At 65.6% G+C, this 18,635-nt stretch carries 19 protein-coding genes; 7 read left to right on the top strand and 12 right to left on the bottom strand.

Translation table 11 applies throughout. From position 1 onward, the window contains the following. Entirely contained in the window at positions 1-312 is a 312-nt protein-coding gene (locus tag L7H23_RS11815; RefSeq protein ID WP_237836065.1) for an MliC family protein, read from the top strand. Here L7H23_RS11815 and L7H23_RS11810 read toward each other — a convergent pair. The 8 genes from L7H23_RS11810 to gluQRS form a co-directional block, all read right to left on the bottom strand. Next, the gene (locus L7H23_RS11810) at positions 307-1,449 is read right to left on the bottom strand and encodes an epoxide hydrolase family protein (RefSeq protein WP_237836064.1); all 1,143 of its coding nucleotides are present in this window, start codon (positions 1,447-1,449) and stop codon (positions 307-309) included. The two genes, L7H23_RS11815 and L7H23_RS11810, sit on opposite strands and share 6 nt — an antisense overlap. A 22-nt stretch (positions 1,450-1,471) precedes the next feature. Beyond that, positions 1,472-1,960, bottom strand: coding sequence for a hypothetical protein (locus L7H23_RS11805; protein WP_237836063.1), 489 nt, complete (start codon positions 1,958-1,960; stop codon positions 1,472-1,474). 175 nt (positions 1,961-2,135) lie between these two features. After that, positions 2,136-3,002, bottom strand: coding sequence for a 3-hydroxyacyl-CoA dehydrogenase NAD-binding domain-containing protein (locus L7H23_RS11800; RefSeq protein ID WP_237836062.1), 867 nt, complete (start codon positions 3,000-3,002; stop codon positions 2,136-2,138). 69 nt (positions 3,003-3,071) lie between these two features. After that, positions 3,072-4,058 (bottom strand): L-histidine N(alpha)-methyltransferase, encoded by a 987-nt coding sequence (egtD, locus tag L7H23_RS11795; RefSeq protein WP_237836061.1) that lies wholly within the window; start codon positions 4,056-4,058, stop codon positions 3,072-3,074. 1 nt (position 4,059) lies between these two features. Beyond that, positions 4,060-5,325 (bottom strand): ergothioneine biosynthesis protein EgtB, encoded by a 1,266-nt coding sequence (gene egtB, locus L7H23_RS11790; RefSeq protein WP_237836060.1) that lies wholly within the window; start codon positions 5,323-5,325, stop codon positions 4,060-4,062. A 92-nt stretch (positions 5,326-5,417) separates the two neighbouring features. Further along, positions 5,418-5,999: a cob(I)yrinic acid a,c-diamide adenosyltransferase gene (locus L7H23_RS11785; RefSeq protein WP_237836059.1), complete on the bottom strand. Its 582-nt coding sequence runs from the start codon at positions 5,997-5,999 to the stop codon at positions 5,418-5,420. 13 nt (positions 6,000-6,012) lie between these two features. Next, positions 6,013-6,237: an HIG1 domain-containing protein gene (locus tag L7H23_RS11780; protein ID WP_237836058.1), complete on the bottom strand. Its 225-nt coding sequence runs from the start codon at positions 6,235-6,237 to the stop codon at positions 6,013-6,015. 9 nt (positions 6,238-6,246) lie between these two features. Continuing rightward, complete coding sequence (gluQRS, locus tag L7H23_RS11775; RefSeq protein WP_237836057.1) at positions 6,247-7,098, bottom strand: tRNA glutamyl-Q(34) synthetase GluQRS; 852 nt, start codon at positions 7,096-7,098, stop codon at positions 6,247-6,249. A gap of 170 nt (positions 7,099-7,268) precedes the next feature. Between gluQRS and L7H23_RS11770 the strand changes: the two genes are divergently transcribed. The 3 genes from L7H23_RS11770 to ppc all read left to right on the top strand — a co-directional run bounded on the left by L7H23_RS11770 (position 7,269) and on the right by ppc (position 11,015). Continuing rightward, a complete protein-coding gene (locus L7H23_RS11770; protein ID WP_237839236.1) occupies positions 7,269-7,835 on the top strand; it encodes an HNH endonuclease in 567 nt (188 codons plus the stop codon). Positions 7,836-7,865: 30 nt separating this feature from the next. Next, on the top strand, positions 7,866-8,282 hold the full coding sequence (locus tag L7H23_RS11765; RefSeq protein ID WP_237836056.1) for a YbaY family lipoprotein: 417 nt from the start codon (positions 7,866-7,868) through the stop codon (positions 8,280-8,282). 63 nt (positions 8,283-8,345) lie between these two features. After that, a complete protein-coding gene (ppc, locus tag L7H23_RS11760) occupies positions 8,346-11,015 on the top strand; it encodes a phosphoenolpyruvate carboxylase (RefSeq protein ID WP_237836055.1) in 2,670 nt (889 codons plus the stop codon). Between the two features lie 37 nt (positions 11,016-11,052). Here ppc and L7H23_RS11755 read toward each other — a convergent pair whose 3' ends face one another. The 4 genes from L7H23_RS11755 to L7H23_RS11740 are packed head-to-tail and all read right to left on the bottom strand — an operon-like array spanning position 11,053 to position 14,756. Then, positions 11,053-11,574 carry a hypothetical protein gene (locus tag L7H23_RS11755; protein WP_237836054.1) on the bottom strand — a complete coding sequence of 174 codons (522 nt, stop codon included), beginning with the start codon at positions 11,572-11,574 and terminating at the stop codon, positions 11,053-11,055. A 58-nt stretch (positions 11,575-11,632) separates the two neighbouring features. Beyond that, positions 11,633-12,436: an SDR family oxidoreductase gene (locus tag L7H23_RS11750; RefSeq protein WP_237836053.1), complete on the bottom strand. Its 804-nt coding sequence runs from the start codon at positions 12,434-12,436 to the stop codon at positions 11,633-11,635. Between the two features lie 16 nt (positions 12,437-12,452). Then, positions 12,453-13,571 carry an acyl-CoA dehydrogenase family protein gene (locus L7H23_RS11745; protein WP_237836052.1) on the bottom strand — a complete coding sequence of 373 codons (1,119 nt, stop codon included), beginning with the start codon at positions 13,569-13,571 and terminating at the stop codon, positions 12,453-12,455. Between the two features lie 3 nt (positions 13,572-13,574). Beyond that, entirely contained in the window at positions 13,575-14,756 is a 1,182-nt protein-coding gene (locus L7H23_RS11740; protein ID WP_237836051.1) for an acyl-CoA dehydrogenase family protein, read from the bottom strand. A gap of 170 nt (positions 14,757-14,926) precedes the next feature. Here L7H23_RS11740 and L7H23_RS11735 point away from each other — a divergent pair, with 170 nt between their 5' ends. From L7H23_RS11735 to L7H23_RS11725, 3 genes are all read left to right on the top strand, one after another. After that, positions 14,927-15,784: an SDR family oxidoreductase gene (locus L7H23_RS11735; RefSeq protein ID WP_237836050.1), complete on the top strand. Its 858-nt coding sequence runs from the start codon at positions 14,927-14,929 to the stop codon at positions 15,782-15,784. Beyond that, entirely contained in the window at positions 15,781-17,235 is a 1,455-nt protein-coding gene (locus L7H23_RS11730; protein WP_237836049.1) for an MFS transporter, read from the top strand. Before L7H23_RS11735 ends, L7H23_RS11730 begins: the two co-directional genes overlap by 4 nt. A 108-nt stretch (positions 17,236-17,343) precedes the next feature. Beyond that, positions 17,344-18,633: an acyl-CoA dehydrogenase family protein gene (locus tag L7H23_RS11725; protein WP_237836048.1), complete on the top strand. Its 1,290-nt coding sequence runs from the start codon at positions 17,344-17,346 to the stop codon at positions 18,631-18,633. Positions 18,634-18,635: the final 2 nt, after the last annotated feature.

The raw sequence follows: 18,635 nt of genomic DNA, 5'->3' as shown, positions 1-18,635 counted from the left end.
ATGAAAACGACGATCCTGATCCTCGGCGCAGCCGTCGCGCTCGCCGGCTGTTCGGGCGTGCCGCGCAACACCGGCACCAGTTACGACTGCAGCGGCGGGACGAAGCTGAAGGTCGACTATGTCGGCAACACGGCAATCGTGCGCGTCAACGGCATGCGGTCGATGGTGCTGAAGCAGACCCCGTCGACCGGCGGACCGGTCTATGAAAACAAGACCGGCGCCCGGCTGCAGCGCAATGGCAACGAGGTCGTATGGAATACCGCCGCGCGAACCGCGCCGGAAAGCTGCCGCGTCGTCTATACGCCGCTATAGCGTCATTTCGGCGAGCGCCGCACGAACCTCGCCGACGAACAGATCGGGCTGCTCCCACGCGGCGAAATGGCCGCCGCGGGGCAGTTCGTTCCAGTAGACGATATTCTTGTACCGCCCTTCGGCCCAGCGGCGCGAGAGGCGCATGATCTCGTTCGGGAACAGGCTGCACCCCGTCGGCACATGGATTTCGCCGAACCCGAATTGCGCAAAGCTGTGCCAATAGAGCCGCGCCGACGACGCCGCGCTGTTGGTCAGCCAGTAGAGGCTGACGGTGTCGAGCATCGCATCCTTCGACAGCGCATTTTCGGGGTGGCCGCCGATCGACTGGCCGCCCGGCTGGTGCCCGCAGTCGGTCCAGCCATGGAATTTCTCGACGATCCAGCACATCTGTCCGACCGGCGAATCGGCGAGGCCGTACCCCACCGTCTGCGGCCGCGTCGCATGCTGGGTCGAATAGCCGTTATCCTTCGCGCGGTACCAGCCGAAGCGCGCGAGATAGGCCTTCTCGTCGTCGGTGAGGTCGGACATCGTCGCCGGGTCGGGCTGGCCGACAATCATGTTGACGTGGATACCCGCGCAATGGTCCGCATGATTGCCACCGATCGCGCAGGTCACCGCGCTGCCCCAGTCGCCGCCCTGCGCGAAATAGCGGTCGTAGCCGAGCGCGACCATCAGCGCGTCCCATCCCGCGGCGATATGCTCGACGCTCCATTTTGCTTCGTCGGGCTTCCCGGAGAAGCCGTAGCCGGGGAGCGACGGGATCACGAGATGATAATCGGAAGACAACGGCTCGACGACGTCGAGGAACTCCAGCACCGAACCCGGCCAGCCGTGCGTCAGCACGAGAGGGCGCGCGGCGGGATTTTCCGAACGGATATGGAGAAAATGGATGTCGAGGCCGTCGATCGTGGCGAGGAAGTTCGGATAGCTGTTGAGCTGCGCCTCGACCTTCCGCCAGTCATACCGGCCCTGCCAATAGGCGGCGAGTTCCTGCGCATAGGCAAGCGGGACGCCCTGGTCCCAATCATCGACCGTCTCCTTTTCGGGCCAGCGCGTGTTCGCAAGCCGCGCCCCGAGATCGTCGAGCGCCGTTTGCGGAACATCGACCGCAAAGGGCCGGATATTATCGACCTTCATCAAGCCCTCCCCCTTTCGCCGCTCACGGACGCGCCGGCGCCTTGCACCCGCGCTCGAGACCGACGCCCTTCAGGAACCCGCGCCGCACCGTGCCGGCGTAGACGGCTTCGGCGTAGCGGCGGCGTTCGGCATTCGCGCCGGTCACCTCGCCGATCAGCCCGCGAAACGGAATGACCGACCCGGCAACGCTGCCCGCGACGCGGCCGGCTGTTTCCTCGCGCTTCTTGTCCCGGCTCTTCTCGACCGTCTGGTTGACGTCGGGGCCGAGGACGGCATCGAGTTCGGTGACTTCGCGGATGATGGCCGAACATTTGCCAAGCCCCGCGAGCGAATAGGGATCACCCTGTATCGCGATCAGCTTGGCCGGCACTTCCTTGCCGTCGAAGGGCTCGGCCACCGTGTTTGCGGTGTCCTTGATCGTCGAATCCTTGGGTGCGCCCTCCTGGGCCAGCGTCGGCGCACCGGACAAAAGGACCAGAAGCGACAGACCCAAAGCGGTTGTGCGAAGCATGCCAGTCTCCCTTTGCGCCCCAGGGGCTTTCGAGATCCAACGCCGTGCGGGCCGATCGGCTCCCGGCTTTTCGTCACTTCTTCTGTCGCGCCGCCTTGGCGGGGCTGCGCTGCGCCACGATCCTGTGCAAGCTTGCGCCGGTCGTCCAGTCCCAAAATTGTGGGGACCGCGCGCGTTACCGCGTCGGAACCGGCTCGGGCCCGGTCCAGTCGTAGAAGCCGCGCCCCGCCTTCTTGCCGACCCAGCCCGCCTCGACATACTGGACGAGCAGCGGCGCAGGGCGGAATTTCGGGTCGCCGGTGCCGCTCTGCAGCACGCGGATGATCTCGAGGCAGGTGTCGAGGCCGATGAAGTCGGCGAGCGTGATAGGGCCCATCGGATGATTGAGGCCGAGGCGGCAGCCGGTGTCGATGTCCTGCATCGTTGCGACGCCTTCGCCCAGAGCAAAGACCGCCTCGTTGATCAGCGGCATCAGCACGCGATTGACGATGAAGCCCGGCGCGTCGTTGGCGTGGACGATCTCCTTGCCGAGCCCGCGGCCATAGGCCTCGACCTTGGCGAGCGTATCGTCGCTCGTCGCGAGACCGCGGATCAGCTCGATCAATCCCATCACCGGCACGGGGTTGAAGAAATGCACGCCGATGAAGCGCGCCGGATCGGGCGCCGCCTGCGCGAGGCGGGTGATCGGGATCGAGCTGGTGTTCGACGCGAGGATCGCGGTGGCCGAGAGATGCTGGCCGACGCTGGCGAAGATCGCGCGCTTGATCTCCTCGCGCTCCGTCGCGGCCTCGACGACGAGGTCGGCGGGAGCGAAGGCGGCATGGTCGGCGACGGGCGTGATGCGGCCGAGCAGCGCGTCGGCGTCGGCCTGCGTCATCTTTTCCTTCGAGACGAGGCGGCCGAGCGCCTTGGCGATGCCGGCCTTGCCGGCTTCGGCGCGCGCGAGGTCGATGTCCGAGAGGAGCACATCATGGCCGGCGCCTGCCGAAACCTGCGCGATGCCCGCGCCCATCTGTCCCGCACCGATAACGCCGACAATCATGATATGCCCTTTCGCTGAAGCCGTGCCTGTGCCCCTACGGCCTCGGCCATAGGCGTCAAGGGTCGAGCGTCAGGGGGCGGAACGAAACTCGGTCGCTTCGGCGAGGATCAGCGCGAAGGCGGGATCGGCGTCGTCCCACGTCGCAACCGGGGTCCAGCCACCCGCACGGAGCAGCAGGTTCGCGTCGCGCGGGCCATATTTGTGGCTGTTCTCGCTGTGGATCGTCTCGCCCTTCACCATCGCATAGCTGCGGCCGTCGACGGTAAACTCCATGTCGCACGCCGCGACGAGATGCATTTCTATGCGGGCGTGGACATCGTCCCAGATCGCGCGATGGCTGAAATTCTCGACCGGGATCGTGCCCGAAAGCTCGCGGTTGATGCGTTCGAGCAGGTTGAGATTGAACGCCGCGGTGACCCCCGCCGGATCGTCGTAGGCGCGTTCGAGGATGGCGATATCCTTGATCCGGTCGACCCCGATCAGCATCAGCGAGCCGTCGCCGAGCGCCGCACGCCAGTTGCGCAGCAGGTCGATCGCGGTCCGCGCAACCATGTTGCCGATCGTCGAGCCCGGAAAGAAGCCGAGTTTGGGCAGGGGGCAGATTTCGCGCGGCAGGTCGACGCGCTGGGTGAAATCGGCCTCGACCGGATAGATGGCGAGCGCCGGAAAGCGCTCCGCGAGCGCCTCTGCGCTGTCGCGGAGGAAGTCGCCCGAAATGTCGACGGGGACATAGGCGACCGGGTCGATCGCCTCGAGCAGCAACGGCGTCTTGGTCGAACTGCCCGAGCCGAGCTCGACGACCGCGCGGCCCGGCCCGATCGCCGCCGCCATTTCGTGCGCATGGCGCGTCAGCAGATCGGTTTCGCTGCGCGTCGGATAATATTCGGGCAGCGCCGTGATATCCTCGAACAGCGCCGATCCGGTCGCGTCGTAGAACCAGCGGGCGGGTACCGCCTTCGGCTTTTGCGAAAGCCCGGCGTGGACGTCGGCACGAAACGCAATGTCGACGCCCGCATCATCGGCGGAAATCTGCCGAAGTTGACGCACAACGCCCATGTCAAAGATCCTTCGCGAGGCGGACGCCGGTGAACTGCCAGCGCTGGTGGGGGTAAAAGAAATTGCGGTAGGAGGCGCGCATATGGCCGCGCGGGGTCGCGCAGCTGCCGCCGCGGAGGACGAACTGTCCGCTCATGAACTTGCCATTATATTCGCCGACCGCGCCGGGTGCGGCGCGGAAACCCGGATAGGGGCGATAGGCGCTGCCGGTCCATTCCCACACGCTGCCGAACATCTGTTGCAGATCGGTGTCGCCGGTCGCGGGGGCGGGGCGCACAGGTCCGGCACCGTCAAGCTGCTGTCCGCCGGCGGGATCGAGCGCGGCCGCCGCTGCTTCCCATTCCTGCTCGGTCGGCAGACGCGCGCCCGCCCAGCTTGCGAAGGCATCGGCCTCGAAGAAGCTGATGTGCGTGACCGGCGCAGCGGGATCGATGTCCTGCCAGCCCGACAGGGTGAAATGCGCATCCTCGCGCCAATAGGCCGGCGCCTGCACATCGTCGGCCTGCACCCACGCCCAGCCATCGCTGAGCCACAGCGAGGGCGTATGATAGCCGCCATCGTCGATGAACTGCCGCCATTCGCCGTTGGTGACCGGACGGCTGGCGAGTGCATGCGGAGCGAGCAGCGTGTCGTGACGCGGGCCTTCGCAGTCGAAGGCGAAGCCCTCACCCGTATGGCCGACCGCCGCAACGCCCTCGGCGCCCCTTACCCATTTCATTGCGGAAAACTGGGCAACTTCACTCGCGATTGCAGTGTCCCAAACGGCCGGGCCGAGCGGGTTCTGCGCGAAGAGATGCTTGAGGTCGGTGAGCAGCAATTCCTGATGCTGCTGTTCGTGATGGATGCCGAGGGTGACGAGCGCCTGCGCAGCGGGCGACAGATCGGGGAGCGCGGTCTGCACCGCCGCGTCGACATGCGCACGCCAGACGCAGATTTCATCGAGCGACGGGCGCGTCAGCAGTCCGCGGTGCGGGCGCGCGTGGCGCGGCCCCTCGGCCTCGTAATAGCTGTTGAAAAGATAGGCGTAGCGATCGTCGAACGCGCGATAGCCGGGCAGGTGATCGCGGAGGACAAAGGTTTCGAAGAACCATGTCGTATGTGCGAGGTGCCATTTGGCCGGCGACGCGTCGGGCATCGACTGCGCACTCGCATCGGCATCGGAAAGCGTCGCGACAAGGTCGAGCGACAGGCGCCGCGTGGAGGAAAAGCGGCGCGCCAGCTCCTCCAGCGGATCGGTGCGGTTCGAAGCGTCGGTGCGGCTGGCCATGACTCAGACAATCCCCCGAGGTGCGATTCGGTTTCGCTGTGGAACCGGTTATGGTTACAGCGCGGCGGAATGTCTAGAACATTAGGGGAACATTATCGCGTCGCGCCGGGTTTCCACAATATGTCGCCGCCCGCCGCCGCGTTGATATGCCGCGTCATCACGAACAGATGATCCGAGAGGCGGTTCAGATAGTTGAGCGCGAGCGGGTTGAGATCGCGGTCGGCATTCGCGGCCACCGCCGCGCGTTCGGCGCGGCGCGTCACGGCGCGCGCAAGATGGAGCCGCGCCGCGGCCTCGGTCCCGCCGGGCAGGATGAAGCTTTTGAGCGCGGCGAGATCGTCGTTCATGCGGTCGATCTCGTCCTCGAGCCGCGCGATCTGGCTCGGCACGATGCGCAGCGCCATTTCGTGCGGGCCGAAGCCGAACTGGATGTCGGGCGGGGTCGCAAGGTCGGCGCCAAGGTCGAACATCTCGTTCTGGATGCGGACAAGCATCGCGGCATGCTCGCTGCCCGCATCGAGCGCCGCCGCGGCGAGGCCGATCGCGCTGTTCGCTTCGTCGACGTCGCCGATCGCTGCCATCAAGGGCGCGGACTTGGCGATGCGCGTGCCGTCGACGAGGCCGGTGGTGCCGTCGTCGCCCGTGCGCGTGTAGATCTTGTTGAGCTTGACCATGGTCCCGCGCGGATCAGCGCGTGCCGGCCGTCACGCCGATGATGATGAGCAGGATGATGGTGATCGCCTGCCACTTTACGCGGGCCATCATCATCTTGTTCTGCATGACCTGGTTTTCGCGGACGGTGCCGTCGATTGCGGCCTGATGGCCCTTGGCGAAATAGATCAGCCCGCGTGCAAGCGAGAAGAGGACGAGGCCGGCCGCCGCAACGACACCGAGAACGAGCAGGAGTTGCATGGGTCCTATTTAGGGCATCTGCAGCGAATATCCAGCGGGAAGCCGTCCCGCAGCGAGATCGGCAGCAAGCGCGCGCCCGTCGACCCCGCTCGCCCGCAGCGACGCGAGCGAAGCCGCGGCATCGCGCTTGGCGAGGCGCTTGCCATCGGGGCCGCAGACGAGCGCATGGTGGCGATAGAGCGGAGTCGGCAGGCCGAGCAGCGCCTGGAGCAGCCGGTGGACGTCGGTCGATGCGACGAGGTCGGCGCCGCGGATGACGTGCGTCACCCCCATGGCGGCGTCGTCGAGCGTGCTCGCAAGATGATAGCTCGCAGGAGCGTCCTTGCGCGCGAGAACGACGTCGCCGTGCGCGAGCGGATCGGCGATGCGTAGCCCCTGCCCCGCCTCTTCCCAAGTCAGATCGCCGGCAAGCGCAACGGCGCGCGCCATGTCGAGGCGCCAGCAATGCGGTTCACCGGCAAGGCGGCGCTCGCGTTCGGCTCCGGACAGCGAACGGCAGGTGCCGGGGTAGATCGCGCCGGAAGGGCCATGCGGTGCGGCGAGGCTCGCCGCGATATCGGCGCGCGTGCAGAAGCAGGGATAGACCAGACCGCGTGCGCGGAGCGTGTCGAGCGCGGCGCCATAGGCACCCAGATGGGTCGACTGGCGCACCGGATCGCCGTCCCGGTCGATCCCGAGCCAGTCGAGATCGGCGAGCGACGCAGCGACAAACTCCTCGCGCGAGCGGCTGCCGTCGATATCGTCGATCCGGATCCGGAACCCCCCGTTGGCGGCGCGCGCCGTTTCGTGCGCGAGCACCGCGCTATAGGCATGGCCGAGATGGAGTTCGCCCGTCGGGCTGGGCGCGAAACGGGTCAACATGATCCTGGGCATGAATCCAGATGCTGTGGCGCGGCTTTTCGAATCATTCCATATCTTGCGGCAGATGCCCCCTTGACGTCAGATTCTGATGCGGCATGTAATGAGGCTGTCACTCGGGGAAGGCAGTGGCGCGCCATCCCGCGAAGAAATGGGGGCAGCGTTACCAAGCCATGTTCCATCCCGATCTTGCCCGGCATCCCGATTCCTGTCCGGCCCTCGTCCTCAATGCCGACTATACGCCGCTGAGTTACTATCCGCTGAGCCTGTGGCCGTGGCAGACCGCGGTCAAGGCGGTTTTCCTCGACCGGGTGACGATCGTCGAAAATTACGAACGCGAGATCCATTCGCCGACGCGGACGATGCCGATCCCGAGCGTGATCGCGCTCCGCCAATATGTGAAGCCGTCGGAGCATCCGGCGTTCACGCGCTTCAACCTGTTCCTGCGCGACCGCTTCGCGTGCCAATATTGCGGGTCGGGCAAGGACCTGACCTTCGACCATGTCGTCCCGCGCCGCCTCGGCGGACGCACGACGTGGGAGAATGTCACGACCGCCTGCGCGCCGTGCAACCTCAAGAAGGGCGGACGCACGCCGAAACAGGCACATATGCCGCTCTATCGCCAGCCGTGGCGCCCGACGAGCTGGCAGCTGCAGGACAATGGCCGGGCGTTTCCGCCGAACTATCTGCACACGAGCTGGATCGACTGGCTCTATTGGGACGTTGAACTGGAGGGCTGATCGTTCGGCCCCGGACAGGGAGGACAGATCATGCTTCGTTTCGCCACCGCGCTCGTCATGAGCCTTTCGCTCGCCGGCTGCGCCTCGACCGGGGTTCCCGCCGAGCGCACGATCGCCGTCACCGGCAGCATCGCCTATCGCGAGCGCATCGCACTGCCTCCGACCGCGCAGATCGAGGTGCGGCTCGACGACGTCAGCCTCGCCGATGCGCCCGCGAACAATATGGCGACGCAGAGCTTTGCGAGCGAAGGCAAGCAGGTGCCCTTCGCGTTCACCTTGACGGTCGACCGCGCCGACATCGATCCGCGGCACAGCTATGCCGTCTCGGCGCGCATCACCGACGCCGGCGGCAAACTGATGTTCATCACCGACACGCGCAATTCCGTTACGTTCGATGGCCGTTCGGTGATCGATCTGGGAACGTTGATGCTCGTCAAGACGCACTGATCTTTCGCGGCATAGCTATGCGTTGCTTGACGTAGCGTCTGCTGCGGTGCAGCAAGCCGGCTCATGGGCCCACCGATCCAGATCTCGCAAAATCCCGACATCCGCTATCTCGGGCGGATCCTCGGCGACGTCATCCGCGCCTATGGCGGCGAGAAGCTGTTCCGGCAGACCGAATATATCCGCTCGTCGAGCGTCGACCGGCATCGCGGCATCGCGGGGGCCGAGGCGATCGACCCGGGGCTCGATGCGCTGAGCCTCGACGATACCGTCGCCTTCGTGCGTGGCTTCATGCTCTTCTCGATGCTCGCGAACCTCGCCGAGGACAGACAAGGGGTTGCCGCCGAACCCGAGGCGACCGTCGCCGCGGCGCTAGAAAAGCTGCGCGCCGACGGGATCGACGGCGACGCGGTTGCGGCGCTGCTGAACGCCGCGCTCGTCGCGCCGGTGCTGACCGCGCACCCCACCGAGGTGCGGCGGAAATCGGTTCTCGATCACAAGAACCGCATCGCCGAGCTGATGCGGCTGCGCGACGCGGGGCTCGACGAGACCCCCGAGGGCGACATCGTCGAGGAGGCGATCCGGCGGCAAATTGTGCTGCTGTGGCAGACGCGGCCGCTGCGCATGGAGAAGCTGTTCGTCGCCGACGAGATCGACAATGCGCTGACCTATCTTCGCGACGTCTTCCTGCCCGTACTACCTAAGCTTTATGCGCGCTGGGAGGCCGAGCTTGGCCAGCGCCCGGCGAGCTTCCTGCGCGTCGGGAGCTGGATCGGCGGCGATCGCGACGGCAACCCCTTCGTCACCGCCGAGACGCTGACCATGGCGACGAGCCGCAACGCCGCCGCGGTGCTCGGCCATTATGCCGATGCAGTGCACGCGCTCGGCGCCGAACTGTCGGTGTCGTCGGGGCTCGCCCCCGTGCCCGAGGCCGTCGAGGCGCTGGCCGAGGCGAGCGGCGACGATGCGCCGAGCCGCCGCGACGAACCCTATCGCCGCGCGCTGTCGGGGATCTATGCGCGCGTCTGTGCCACTTACGCCGGCATCGTCGGCAAGGCGCCGCCGCGCCCGTCGGCGCTGAAGGGCGAGGCCTATGCGACCCCGGCCGATTTCCGGCACGACCTGCTGATCATCGCGAACGGGCTGTCGGCGAGCGGCGAGGGCCAGCTTGGCGGGATCGGCGCGCTCGGGCGGCTGATCCGCGCGGTCGAAGTGTTCGGCTTTCACCTCGCGACGCTCGACATGCGGCAGAACAGCGCGGTGCACGAACGCGTGCTCGCCGACCTGCTCAAGGTATCGGGGGTAGAGGGCGACTATCTGGCGCTGGACGAAGAGGCGCGCGTCGCACTGCTCCGCAGGGAGCTGGGCGTGAACCGCCCGCTCGCCGCAACATGGCACGAATGGAGCGAGGAGACCGCGGGCGAACTCGCGATCATCCACACTGCCGCGGGCATCCGCGCAAAGCTTGGCCATCAGGCGATCGTCCAGTGGATCATCAGCAAGGCCGAGAGCCTGTCCGATCTGCTCGAGGTTCATGTCCTCGCGCGCGAAGCCGGGCTGTGGTCGGCCGAGGGCAAGGACACGCTGATGGTCGTGCCGCTGTTCGAGACCATCGCCGACCTCGACGACGCGCCCGCGATCATGGCGCGCTATTTCGCGCTGCCCGAGATCGCACCGCACATCGCGGCGCGCGGGCATCAGGAAGTGATGATCGGCTATTCGGATTCGAACAAGGACGGCGGTTACCTGACCTCGACCTGGGGGCTGCATCAGGCCTCGGACGCGCTGACCCCGGTGTTCGACGCCGCCGACACTTCGATGCAGCTCTTCCACGGCCGCGGCGGCGCGGTCGGGCGCGGCGGCGGCAGCGCCTTTGCCGCGATCCGCGCGCAGCCCGCGGGCACGGTGCAGGGGCGCATCCGCATCACCGAACAGGGCGAAGTGATCGCGGCGAAATATGGCACCGCGGACAGCGCGGCGACGAACCTCGAGGCAATGGTATCGGCGAGCCTGCTCGCGAGCCTTGAACCCGAGGCGATGAGCGACGCCAATTGCGGACGCTTCACCGCGGCGATGGATGCGCTGTCGAACAGCGCGTTCAAGGCCTATCGCGGGCTCGTCTACGAAACCCCGGCGTTCAAGGATTTCTTCCGCGCAATGACCCCGATCGCCGAGATCGCGGGCCTCAAGATCGGGTCGCGGCCGTCGAGCCGCACCAAGTCGACCGCGATCGAGGATCTGCGCGCGATTCCCTGGGTGTTCAGCTGGGCGCAGGCGCGCACGATGCTGCCGGGCTGGTACGGCACCGGCGAGGCCTTTTCGGACTTCGGCGACAAGGCGCTGCTCGCCGAAATGGCGGAAAGCTGGCCCTTCTTCGGCGCGCTGCTCGGCAATATGGAGATGGTGCTCGCGAAATCCGACATGGGGATCGCGGCACGCTATGCCGAACTGGCGAGCGGCGTGGACGGCCACGCCGAAATCTTCACGGCGATACGCGACGGGTGGAACCGTGCGCATGACGGGCTGCTCTCGATCACCGGTCAGTCGCGGTTGCTCGAAAAGAATCCGGCACTCGAAGCGTCGATCCGGCTGCGCCTGCCCTATATCGAGCCGCTCAACCTGCTCCAGATCGAGCTGATGAAGCGCCACCGCGCCGGCGAAGCCGATCCGCGCATCGCCGAGGGAATCCAGCTTACGATCAACGCGATCGCCACGGCGCTTCGGAACAGCGGGTAGTTTGTGAACCCCGGCGAAAGCCGGGGTCCACATCAACTCAGCTCTTGGTGATCGTCACCTTGCCCTTGGCATTCGCACCATCAGGGCCGAAGTCGATCCTGAAGTCGTCGCCATCTTTGGTCGTGCCGCGCAGCGTATCGCCGGCGCGCTGAACCTGGATATTCTTCTTCGCGAATTCGCCCGCCATCCAGTCGGCCGCCTTCTCGGGCGCGGCGGGCGAGGTGAAGCCGAGCTCGACGGTCGCCTTGTCCTGACCGTTCTTGTCGCTCGCGTCGACATTGACCGTCGTGACGTTGCTGCCCGGATAGAGCTTCACCCCGTCGATGTCGAAATCGCCCTCGACGTCGAGATCGACGAAATCGGGAATCTTCATGTCGATATCGACGCCGTCGCCGCCGATCTTGAGCCGGCCGTTGCCGTCCTTGCCCGTGGTGATCTGAACCCCGCCATGCTCATCGCTGGCGTTGATCGAAACCTCGGTGGCCTTGTCCTTTTTCTCCTCGCCCTGCCCGCAGGCGGCGAGAAGCATCATCGGGGGGATCAGAAAGGCGAAACGCATGGCACATCTCCTTGGTGCATTAGTTGCATAATACACCAAGGAGATGTCGAGTCAATTATCAGGCGTCGATGCTGGTCTTGAGGTCGCCGTGGACCAAACCGCCGTCGACCGCGATCGTGTCGCCGACGACATAGTCGCCCGCCTTCGACGCGAGGAAGATCGCCGCGCCGGCCATGTCTTCGGGCACACCGATGCGCTTCACCGGAATGCTCTTCGCAACCGCATCGCCATGATCGCGCGCGGCCTTGTTCATGTCCGACTGAAAGGCGCCGGGGGCGATCGCGGTGACGATGATATTGTCGTGCACCAGCCGCGCCGCGAGGCGCTTCGTCAAATAGAGGATTGCCGCCTTCGACGCATGATAGCTGTAGGTTTCCCACGGATTGAGACGAAGGCCGTCGATCGAGCCGATGTTGATGATCTTCGCGGGGCGTTCGGGCGTACCCGCCGCCTTCATCAGCCCGTGGAGCGCCTGCGTCAGGAAGAAGGGCGATTTGACGTTGATGTCCATCACCTTGTCCCAGCCCGCCTCGGGGAAGCCCTCGAACGGCTCGCCCCACGCCGCGCCGGCATTGTTGACGAGGATGTCGAGTTTTTCCTCACGCGCCTCGAGTTCCTTGGCGAGCGCACGGCAGCCCTCGACCGTCGCGAGGTCGACCGGCAGGCCGATGACCTTGCCGGGGTAGCGCGTCTCGAAATCGGCGACGGCTTCCTCGACCTGTGCGGTCTTGCGCGCCGAGATATAGACGCGCGCGGCACCCGCGGCGAGATAGCCCTCGACGATCATCTTGCCGATGCCGCGCGAGCCGCCGGTGACGAGCGCGATGCGGCCGTCGAGGCCGAACATGTCCTGAAGGTTCATTGTCATTCTCCCCGGCTCAATAGCCGTTCATGCGGGCGACCTGGTCGATGTGGTAGTGCACATCGCCCATAAATTCGGCGAGCGCGCGGTCGCGCTTCATATAGAGGCCGATGTCATATTCGTCGGTCATGCCGATGCCGCCGTGCATCTGCACGCCTTCGCGGACGGCAAGATTGGCGGCGCGGCCGGCCTTCGCCTTGGCGACCGAGACCATCAGCTTCGCGCCCTCGCTGCCTTCGTCGAGAAGCTGCTGCGCCTTCATCACCGTGGCGCGCGCGACTTCCATCTCGCCATAGAGATGCGCGGCGCGGTGCTGGAGGCCCTGGAACTCGCCGATCAGCTTGCCGAACTGCTTGCGTTCCTTGAGGTAGGTGACGGTCATGTCCATCGCGCCCTGCCCGACGCCGACCATTTCGGCGGCCGCGCCGGTGCGGGTAGCGGCGAGCAAAGCGTCGAGGATCTCGCCGCCGGCATCGACCTCACCGATCACAGCGTCAGCGTCGACCTCGACGCCGTCGAGCGTCACATGGCTCGCGAGGCTGGAATCCACAAGCCGGCGCGGATCGGCAGTCAGGCCTTTCGCGTCCTTCGGCACCGCGAACAAGGTGATGCCGCCGTCGGTCTTCGCCGCGACGATGCTCATGTCGGCGACATGGCCGTGGAGGACGAAGCTCTTCTTGCCGTCGAGACGGAAGCCGTTGCCCGCGCGCGTCGCGGTCGTCGCGATGCGATCGGGGCGGTGCTTCGCGCCTTCGTCGATCGCCAGCGCGACGATCGCTTCGCCCGATGCAATCGCGGGGAGCCAACGCCCCGCCTGCGTGCCGCCCGCCTTGGCGAGCGCGGCGACCGCGCCGACGCCGGTCGACAGGAAAGGCGACGGGGTCAGGTTGCGGCCGATTTCCTCGAGCACGATGCCTGCTTCCATATGTCCCATGCCGAGCCCGCCGTGCGCCTCCGGCACCAGCATGCCGGGCAGGCCCATTTCGGTGAACTGCGTCCAGAGGTCGCGCGAGAAGCCGGTGGCGTCGGCCTCGTCGCGCAGCTTGCGCAGGTGCGAGACGGGCGCCTGTTCGGCCACGAAGGGAGCGACGCTGTCCTTGAGCATCGCCTGGTCGTCATTGTGATACAAAGGCATGGGTCAGGCTCCGGGCAGGTCGAGGATACGCTTGGCGATGACGTTGAGCATGACTTCGCTCGTCCCGCCTTCGATCGAATTGGCCTTGGTGCGCAGCCAGCCGCGCGCGCGGGCGCCGCCCTTGGTCTCTTCGCTGTCCCATTCTAGCGCCTCGCTGCCGCCGCCCGACATGACCAGTTCGTGGCGGCGCTTGTTGAGTTCGGTGCCGACATATTTCATCATGTTCGACGACGCCGGATGCGCGCGGCCGGTCTTCCACATGTCCATGAAACGCTCGCCCATCGCACGGTACGCAAAGACGTCGGTGTCGAACGCCGCCATTTCGGCACGCAGGATCGGGTCGTCGAGTTCGCCCGCCGCATTCTTGCCGAACGCCTTCGCGAACGCACCGCCGATGCTGACCATGTCGCCGCCGGCGCCGCCCCCCGAGATCATCTCGCGTTCGTGGCCGAGCAGATATTTGGCGACGTCCCAACCGCGGTTGATCTCGCCGACATATTGCGTCTTCGGCACTTCGACATCATCAAAGAAGGTTTCGCAGAAGGGCGAGTTGCCGCTGATCAGCAAGATCGGCTTGGTCGTGACGCCCTTGCTCGCCATGTCGAAGAGCATGAAGGTGATGCCCTGATATTTGTTCGTCTTGTCGGTGCGGACGAGACAGAAGATCCAGTCGGCCTTGTCGGCATAGCTGGTCCAGATCTTCGATCCGTTGACGACCCAGTGATCGCCCTTGTCCTCGCCGAAGGTCTGGAGCGACACGAGGTCGCTGCCCGAGCCGGGTTCCGAATAGCCCTGGCACCAGCGGATCTCGCCGCGCGCGATCGGGTTCAGATAATGGACCTTCTGCTCCTCGGTCCCGAACTGCAGCAGCGCGGGGCCGAGCATCCAGATACCGAAGCTGTCGAGCGGCGAGCGCGCGTTGATGCGCTTCATTTCCTGCTTCAGAACCTTGGTCTGCTCGGGGGTCAGCCCGGCGCCGCCATAGGGCGTGGGCCAGTCGGGGACGGTATAGCCCTTCGACACGCACGCATCGAGCCATTGCTTCTGGGCATCGTTCTTGAACACCCAGTTGCGGCCACCCCAGCAGACGTCGCCTTCCTCACGGATCGGCTCGCGCATTTCGGGGGGACAATTGGCTTCCAGCCACGCGCGCACTTCGGCGCGGAAGGCGTCCAGATCGCTCATCTTCAGGCTCCTCTTCTGGCCTCGAAACTAAGGCCTGATCGCTACTTTACGCAAGCGTCAACTTGAGCGCCCGAACCGACGCTACGGCGCCGTAACGGAAGGTCGAGAGCCGTTGACGCGCCCCGCCGCGCGCCTAAGTTGCGTGGCAAAATAAAACGGGAGCAGAGGATATGCGATTCGCAGGCAAGGTCGCCGTGGTCACCGGCGCGGCATCGGGCATCGGCAAGGCCGCGGTGCTGAAACTCGCGGGCGAAGGCGCGCATGTCTTTGCCGCCGACATCGACGAAGCGGGCGGCAAGGCGCTTGCAGAGCAGTCGAACGGCAAGATCAGCTTCGTCCGCTGCGACGTCACCGTTCCCGCCGATATCGAGGCGCTGATGAACGAAGCCGCGGCGAAGGCCGGCGGGATCGACATCGTCTTCAACAATGCCGCGGCGGGCGGCGACCGCGCGCCGATCGACGAGATCAGCCCGGAAGGCTGGGACCGAACGATGGACCTCGTCCTCAAATCGGTCGCGATGGGCATCCGCTACGCCGCGCCGCACATGAAGCACCGCAAGGGCGCGAGCATCGTCAACACGGCGAGCGTCGCGGCGCTCGGCGCGGGCTATTCGCCGATCGCCTATGCCGTCGCGAAAGCGGGCGTGCTGCACCTCAGCAAGGTCGCGGCGACCGATCTGGCGCAGTATGGCATTCGCGTGAACGCGATCTGCCCCGGCTTCATCAACACCAACATCTTCACCGCCTCGCTCGAGGTGCCGGGCGAGCTCAAGACGCAGGCGAACGCCGTGATCGCGCAGATGAGCGCGCAGGCGCAGCCCGTCGCGCGCGGCGGTCAGCCCGAGGATATCGCGAACGCGGTGGCATATCTGGCGAGCGAGGAATCCTCCTTCATGACGGGCACGCATCTGCTCGTCGACGGCGGGCTGACGATCGGCCAGCGCCACGCGTGGGACAAGGAAACGCCGGGCATGTTCGACGCCCTGCTGGCCATGGAGGAAGCGGCGAAAGCCGGAGCCGCAGCGTGACTGCAGCAGCAGCGTTGCCGCCATCGGAGCGGCTGCCGTTCCGGGTCAAGCTCGGCAACGGCTTCGGGTCGATCGCCTATGGCGTCAAGGACAACGGCTTCGCCACGCTGCTGATGCTGCTCTACAATCAGGTGCTGGGGCTCGACGCGCGAATCGTCGGCTTCATCCTGCTGATCGCATTGTTCATGGACGCGATCATCGATCCGATGGTCGGTTACTGGAGCGACAAGACGCATAGTCGCTGGGGCAAACGGCACCCGTGGATGTACGGTTCGATTCTGCCCATGGCTTTCGCGTGGATCATGCTCTGGCACCCGCCGCAGCTCGATCAGCAATGGCTCTATGGCTATCTTCTGCTCTTTGCCTTTCTGATGCGTGCGGCGGTTTCCTGCTATGAAATCCCCGCGCTTTCGGTCGTACCTGCGCTGACCAGCGACTATGACGAACGCACCTCGCTGACGCGCTGGCGGTTCGTGTTCGGCTGGGCCGGCGGGCTGGTCATGCTCACGCTGGCATTCGGCTTCTATCTGGTGCCCAGCGAGAAATACCCCGTCGGCCAGCTCAACCTCGACGGCTATCAGCTCTACGGCTGGACCGGCGCGGTGCTGATGATCCTTGCGACCAGCGTGTCGGCATGGACCACGCACCGGCGCCTTGCACACCCCGACAGCACACCGCCGACGCATCTGCCGCTGGGTCAGACGCTCCGCAAGATCGGCACCATCCTGTCGAACAAGGCGTTTCTGATCCTGCTCGGCAGCTCGATCTTCGCTTTCGTCAACCAGGGGCTGACCTTTTCGATCACCACCTATCTGCTGAGCTATTACTGGGAGATGCCGCAGACCGGTTTCATCGCCTATTCGGCGACGCTGTTCGTCGGTGTCGTCGGCGCCTTTCTGGTCGTGGGACTGTTGCAGAAGCGGATGGAAAAGCGCACCGGCGCGGTAGCGGCGGGCGTGCTCGCACTGTGCTTCGGGCTTTCGCCCTATCTGCTCCGCTTCGCGGGATCGTTTCCCGCCAACGGCGACGCGGCGCTGATCCCGACGCTTTTCACGCTGATCACGATCTCGAACGCTTTCTCGGTGGCGTCGATGATGCTGGCGCAGTCGATGGCATCGGACATTGTCGAGGCGTCGCAGGAGCAGACCGGCGAGCGCTCCGAAGGCATTTTCTTTTCGGCCTATTTCTTCGTCCAGAAATGCGCGACCGGCATCGGCCTGTTCCTGACCGGGCAGATCATCGGCGCCGCGAATTTCCCGGCGCAGGCGAAACCCGGACATGTCGACCAGACGGTTCTCGACAATCTGGCGGTCTATTTCCTGTGGGTGCTGGTCGCCTTCGCGCTCGCCAGCATCTGGTTCATATCGCGCTTCCCGATTTCGCGGGCCGATCATGAAGCGCGTGTCGCCGCGATGGCCGCCGCCGCAGAGGCCGCGCGGCCGCACCCGTAACGCAAAATGTCACGAAGCGGCGGAAGGACGTAATTTTCCGCCCGCAGGACTTGGCAAGGCCGGCGAATCGGTCCAAGGGTTTACGTAAACGTAAAGGAGGATGCTCAGATGGATTTCGACCTTACCGACCGGCAGAAGCACTGGCAGGGCCGGGTTCGCGAGTTCATCGAGCGCAAGGTCCGCCCGGCGGTACCGACCTATTATGAACAGGACAAGGCGGGCGACCGCTGGAAGGTCATCCAGATCGTCGAGGATCTGAAGGCCGAGGCGAAAGCCGCGGGCATCTGGAACCTGTTCATGCCGCCCAAGTCGGCGGCGCATCATCATGTCGACGAGACGTTCGAGTTCGAAGGCCCCGGTCTCACCAACCTCGAATATGCGCTCTGCGCCGAGGAAATGGGCCGCGTCGGCTTCGCGAGCGAGGTCTTCAACTGCTCGGCGCCCGACACCGGCAACATGGAAGTCTTCCACCGCTACGGCACGCGCGCGCAGAAAGAGAAATATCTGGGCCGACTGATGAACGGCGAGATCCGCTCGGCCTTTCTGATGACCGAACCGCAGGTTGCCTCGTCCGACGCGACAAACATCGAAACGCGCATCGAGCGCGACGGCGACGATTATGTGATCAACGGCCGCAAATGGTGGTCGTCGGGTGCGGGCGATCCGCGCTGCGAGGTCGCGATCGTGATGGGCAAGACCGATTTCGCCGCCAAGCGCCACGCACAGCAGTCGATGGTGCTGATGCCGCTGAACGCGCCCGGCGTGAACATCCTGCGCCACCTGCCCGTCTTCGGCTATGACGATGCGCCGCACGGCCATATGGAAATCGAGCTGAAGGACGTCCGCGTCAACGCCGAGGAAGCGATGCTGCTGGGCGAAGGCCGCGGCTTCGAGATCGCGCAGGGCCGCCTCGGGCCGGGCCGCATCCATCACTGCATGCGCACGATCGGTGTCGCCGAGGAAGCGATCGCCAAGATGGCGAAGCGGCTGCAGTCGCGCGTCGCCTTTGGCAGGACGGTCGCCGAGTACAGCATCTGGGAACATCGTCTGGCGCGCGCGCGCATCGATATCGACATGACGCGCCTGCTCTGCCTGAAGGCCGCGGACATGATGGACAAGGTCGGCAACAAGGCCGCCGCGGCCGAGATCGCGATGATCAAGGTGCAGGCGCCGAACATGGCGCTGCAGATCATCGACGATGCAATCCAGGCGCATGGCGGCGGCGGCGTGTCCGAAGATTTCGGGCTGGCGAAGGCCTATGCGCACCAGCGCACGCTGCGCCTCGCCGACGGTCCCGACGAGGTTCACGAACGCGCGATCGCCCGCATCGAATTCGCCAAGCACAGCGACGCGGGCGAACCCGGCTTCTCGTCGGGCGACATCGGCGTTTCGCGCTAAAC

This window comes from Sphingopyxis sp. BSN-002 (assembly GCF_022024275.1).
In the GTDB taxonomy this organism is placed as follows: domain Bacteria; phylum Pseudomonadota; class Alphaproteobacteria; order Sphingomonadales; family Sphingomonadaceae; genus Sphingopyxis.
This window is presented reverse-complemented; position numbering and strand designations above follow the sequence as displayed.

Bases quoted from the DNA above. Each gene is read 5' to 3' on its own strand.
- L7H23_RS11755 (WP_237836054.1), bottom strand. From the start codon at position 11,574: ATGCGTTTCGCCTTTCTGATCCCCCCGATGATGCTTCTCGCCGCCTGC.
- L7H23_RS11770 (WP_237839236.1), top strand. From the start codon at position 7,269: ATGTTCCATCCCGATCTTGCCCGGCATCCCGATTCCTGTCCGGCCCTC.
- ppc (WP_237836055.1), top strand. From the start codon at position 8,346: ATGGGCCCACCGATCCAGATCTCGCAAAATCCCGACATCCGCTATCTC.
- L7H23_RS11765 (WP_237836056.1), top strand. From the start codon at position 7,866: ATGCTTCGTTTCGCCACCGCGCTCGTCATGAGCCTTTCGCTCGCCGGC.
- gluQRS (WP_237836057.1), bottom strand. From the start codon at position 7,098: ATGTTGACCCGTTTCGCGCCCAGCCCGACGGGCGAACTCCATCTCGGC.
- L7H23_RS11750 (WP_237836053.1), bottom strand. From the start codon at position 12,436: ATGAACCTTCAGGACATGTTCGGCCTCGACGGCCGCATCGCGCTCGTC.
- egtD (WP_237836061.1), bottom strand. From the start codon at position 4,058: ATGGGCGTTGTGCGTCAACTTCGGCAGATTTCCGCCGATGATGCGGGC.
- L7H23_RS11735 (WP_237836050.1), top strand. From the start codon at position 14,927: ATGCGATTCGCAGGCAAGGTCGCCGTGGTCACCGGCGCGGCATCGGGC.
- egtB (WP_237836060.1), bottom strand. From the start codon at position 5,325: ATGGCCAGCCGCACCGACGCTTCGAACCGCACCGATCCGCTGGAGGAG.
- L7H23_RS11785 (WP_237836059.1), bottom strand. From the start codon at position 5,999: ATGGTCAAGCTCAACAAGATCTACACGCGCACGGGCGACGACGGCACC.
- L7H23_RS11780 (WP_237836058.1), bottom strand. From the start codon at position 6,237: ATGCAACTCCTGCTCGTTCTCGGTGTCGTTGCGGCGGCCGGCCTCGTC.
- L7H23_RS11740 (WP_237836051.1), bottom strand. From the start codon at position 14,756: ATGAGCGATCTGGACGCCTTCCGCGCCGAAGTGCGCGCGTGGCTGGAA.
- L7H23_RS11810 (WP_237836064.1), bottom strand. From the start codon at position 1,449: ATGAAGGTCGATAATATCCGGCCCTTTGCGGTCGATGTTCCGCAAACG.
- L7H23_RS11800 (WP_237836062.1), bottom strand. From the start codon at position 3,002: ATGATTGTCGGCGTTATCGGTGCGGGACAGATGGGCGCGGGCATCGCG.
- L7H23_RS11725 (WP_237836048.1), top strand. From the start codon at position 17,344: ATGGATTTCGACCTTACCGACCGGCAGAAGCACTGGCAGGGCCGGGTT.
- L7H23_RS11745 (WP_237836052.1), bottom strand. From the start codon at position 13,571: ATGCCTTTGTATCACAATGACGACCAGGCGATGCTCAAGGACAGCGTC.
- L7H23_RS11805 (WP_237836063.1), bottom strand. From the start codon at position 1,960: ATGCTTCGCACAACCGCTTTGGGTCTGTCGCTTCTGGTCCTTTTGTCC.
- L7H23_RS11815 (WP_237836065.1), top strand. From the start codon at position 1: ATGAAAACGACGATCCTGATCCTCGGCGCAGCCGTCGCGCTCGCCGGC.